The 3,370-nt window shown below is 68.2% G+C and carries 3 protein-coding genes and 1 pseudogene; all 4 read right to left on the reverse strand.

Translation table 11 applies throughout. From position 1 onward, the window contains the following. Positions 1 to 552: 552 nt before the first annotated feature. Positions 553 to 864: pseudogene (locus ACGFIZ_RS34065) on the reverse strand (transposase); the annotation flags it as partial. Between the two features lie 119 nt (positions 865 to 983). After that, complete coding sequence (locus ACGFIZ_RS34070; protein WP_393427408.1) at positions 984 to 2,738, reverse strand: acetyl/propionyl/methylcrotonyl-CoA carboxylase subunit alpha; 1,755 nt, start codon at positions 2,736 to 2,738, stop codon at positions 984 to 986. Positions 2,739 to 2,762: 24 nt separating this feature from the next. Beyond that, positions 2,763 to 2,999: an acyl-CoA carboxylase subunit epsilon gene (locus ACGFIZ_RS34075; RefSeq protein WP_393427410.1), complete on the reverse strand. Its 237-nt coding sequence runs from the start codon at positions 2,997 to 2,999 to the stop codon at positions 2,763 to 2,765. Continuing rightward, positions 2,999 to 3,370, reverse strand: a 372-nt coding sequence (locus tag ACGFIZ_RS34080) for a carboxyl transferase domain-containing protein (RefSeq protein WP_393427406.1), incomplete at its 5' end; no start/stop codon positions are given. The genes ACGFIZ_RS34080 and ACGFIZ_RS34075, both read right to left, overlap by 1 nt.

Here is a 3,370-nt window from a genome sequence, read left to right on the forward strand (position 1 = left end):
TGTCGCCCTTCCCCATGCGCCGGGCTTTCCCCGGCTCGGAGTACTACGGCGACTCCGCCACGACCCGATGCCATCAGCGGGCGTCACGCCTGCCCACCAGACGACCGGCAGCCGCCCGGAGAGGGCGACATCGAATCGCTTCCCACGTTCACTGAGGACCTCTGCGACGGGGATCGGTGCCCAGCTTTACCCCGGTGGCATCGCGCGGACCGCACATCGCAGTCTTGGTCCGCACCTCCCACCGCCCACCGGATAGAGACGGCGAAAGAGGAGAAACCACCGGCTAGGGCTTCCTCCAGCACCACGAAGCGACCCATCCACCAGATTCGACAGGCCGCTGACGACTCACGGGGCGTCAACCACTGGTTCAGATCTCCTTACACCTTCCCGTCCTGGCTAGCGGACACGTGCCGTCTGGTGGTGCCGACACGCTCCTACGTTGTCGAGACTGCTCCCGGCCTCACCCCTGACCCAGGGCTCGGCCTGTCTCCAGCTTCAGCCGGTCACTGCGATGACCAGCGGCGGACTCCTCCTTCCGCACGGTTCCTCAGCGCCTCGTGGCGCACACCCGGTCTCGTCGGCGACGAGCACCCCGGCCGGATCACCGATCGCTTCCACCACGTAGTCGCGTACGTCATCGCGGACCGCGTCCCGGTCCCACGCCGCGCTGCACAACATGCCCTGCAACCCGTCCGGTGAGACATGCCCAGCCTGCTCGGCAAGGGTCCAGCCGTTCCGCCGCTCCAACGGCGCCAGCAACCCCCGCATATACGCCCACGCCCGCCGCCGCGGCTCCATCCGAGTAAACCGATGCGAGAACCGGAAGAACAACTCCTCCAACCCGGCATCCCACGACCCGACCATCTGCGCATCCACCACAACCAGCCAAGGAGCGATTACCACCCGAAGCTACGACCCGCCGTTGCAGTACCAACTGTGTTTCGTCACCGTCGGTGCATAGCACTCGCCGTTTACACCGTTGTCTACTTGATTTCGACGATGACGGCGCCGTGGGGGACGGTGTCGCCGATGGCGGCGGCGATGTCTGTGACGGTGCCGGGCTTGTGGGCGTTGATGGGCTGCTCCATCTTCATGGCCTCAAGGACGGCGACCAACTCGCCGGCTTCGACGGTCTGGCCTTCCTCCACTGCGATCTTGACGATGGTGCCCTGCATGGGCGCGGTGAGTGCGTCGCCGGACACGGCTGCGCTCCGCTTGCTGCCGCTGGAGCGCTTGGGCGCCTTCTTCTTCGCGGTGCCGCCGCTGACGGCCAGGCCGCCTGGCAGTGCGACCTCGATCCGTTTGCCGTCGACCTCGACGACGATGGTCTGCCGCTCGCCGGCGTAGTCCTGCGCCTCGGCGACAGAGCCGGAGTACGGCTCGACCGTGTTGTGCCACTCGGTCTCGATCCACCGCGTGTGGACGGAAAACGGTCGGGTCGGGTCGGCCGGGGCGAACGCCTCGTCGGCGACAACCGCGCGGTGGAACGGGATCACGGTGGGTATGCCGTCGACGACGAACTCGGCCAGCGCGCGACGCGAGCGCTCCAGGGCCTCGTTGCGGTTCCGGCCGGTGACGACCAGCTTGGCCAGCATCGAGTCGAAGGCACCGCCGACGACGTCGCCGGCCTCGATACCGGAGTCGAGTCGCACCCCGGGGCCGCTCGGAGGACGAAACTGGGTGATGACGCCTGGTGCGGGCAGGAAGCCTCGGCCGGCGTCCTCGCCGTTGATCCGGAACTCGATGGAGTGCCCCGTCGGGGTGGGGTCGTCGTAGCCGAGTGGCTCACCGTTGGCGATGCGGAACTGCTCACGCACGAGGTCGATGCCGGTGACCTCCTCGGTGACCGGGTGCTCGACCTGCAGGCGGGTGTTGACCTCGAGGAAGGAGATCGTGCCGTCGCACCCGATGAGGAACTCGCACGTCCCGGCCCCGTGGTAGCCGGCCTCCTTCAGGATGGCCTTGGATGCGCGGACCAGCTCGGCGTTCTGCTCGTCGGTCAGGAACGGGGCGGGCGCCTCCTCGACGAGCTTCTGGTGGCGGCGCTGCAGCGAGCAGTCGCGGGTGGAGACGACCACGACGTTGCCGTGGGTGTCGGCAAGGCATTGCGTTTCGACGTGGCGGGGCTTGTCCAGGTATCGCTCGACGAAACACTCATCGCGCCCGAACGCCGCCACCGCCTCGCGCGTAGCAGACTCGAACAGCGCCGGGATTTCCTCCAGAGTGCGTGCGACCTTCAGACCGCGCCCGCCCCCGCCGTAGGCGGCCTTGATGGCGACGGGCAGGCCGTGATCCTTGGCGAAGGCTACGATCTCCTCGGCGTCGGTGACCGGGTCGGGCGTGCCAGGCACGAGGGGAGCGTTGGCGCGGGCCGCGATGTGCCGCGCCTTGACCTTGTCGCCCAGCGCGTCGATGGCCTCGGGGGAGGGACCGATCCAGATGAGCCCGGCGTCGATGACAGCCTTGGCGAACGAGGCGTTCTCCGCGAGGAACCCGTAGCCCGGGTGGACCGCGTCCGCGCCCGACTTTCGGGCGACGTCGAGCAGCTTGTTCTGGGCGAGATAGGACTCTGCGGGAGTCGCTCCGCCGATGGCGTAGGCCTCGTCGGCGACCTTGACGTGCAACGCGTCACGGTCGGGGTCGGCATAGACGGCGACTGACCCGATGCCGCTGTCCTTGCATGCACGGGCGATGCGAACGGCGATCTCGCCCCGGTTTGCAATCAACACCTTCTTCAGCATCCGTGTGTCTCCGTTCTCGGGTCAGTGGGGCAGGGCCGAGCTGCGCCAGGCACCGGGCGCGTGCACCAAGGGCCGGCGCGCCGGGCGGGCGTGTTCGACCCAGGCGGAGGTACCGCGCGGGGGCGGGTTCGCCTTCGTGGAGCGTGCGGCACGCGCGAGCACGACCATCACGATGGCGAGCTGTTCGGGGGTGGCGTTGCCACGCACCAGGGCAATCGGCCGCGCGGATGCGGCGTCCCGCTGCGCATCGGTGTCCATCACAGCGGGATGTTCCCGTGCTTTTTCGGGGGCAGGGTTTCGCGTTTGGTGCAAAGCACTCGTAGGGCTCGGACGATTTGGGTGCGGGTTTCGTGTGGGGGGATCACGGCGTCGACGTAGCCGCGTTCGGCGGCGATGTACGGGTTGGCGAGGGTGTCCTCGTACTCGGCGATCTTCTCGGCACGCACGGTCGCCGGGTCGTCGGCGCTTGCCAGTTCGGAGCGGTGGAGGATGTTGACCGCGCCTTGGGCGCCCATGACTGCGATCTGTGCGGTTGGCCAGGCGAAGTTCAGGTCGGCGCCGAGGTGCTTGGAGCCCATCACGTCGTACGCCCCGCCGTACGCCTTGCGGGTGATCACGGTGACCTTCGG

Source organism: Micromonospora sp. NPDC048830 (assembly GCF_043198215.1).
Taxonomy (GTDB): Bacteria; Actinomycetota; Actinomycetes; order Mycobacteriales; family Micromonosporaceae; genus Micromonospora.

Excerpts from the sequence above, each read along its gene's own strand:
- ACGFIZ_RS34075 (WP_393427410.1), bottom strand. The coding sequence starts at position 2,999 with ATGGACACCGATGCGCAGCGGGACGCCGCATCCGCGCGGCCGATTGCC.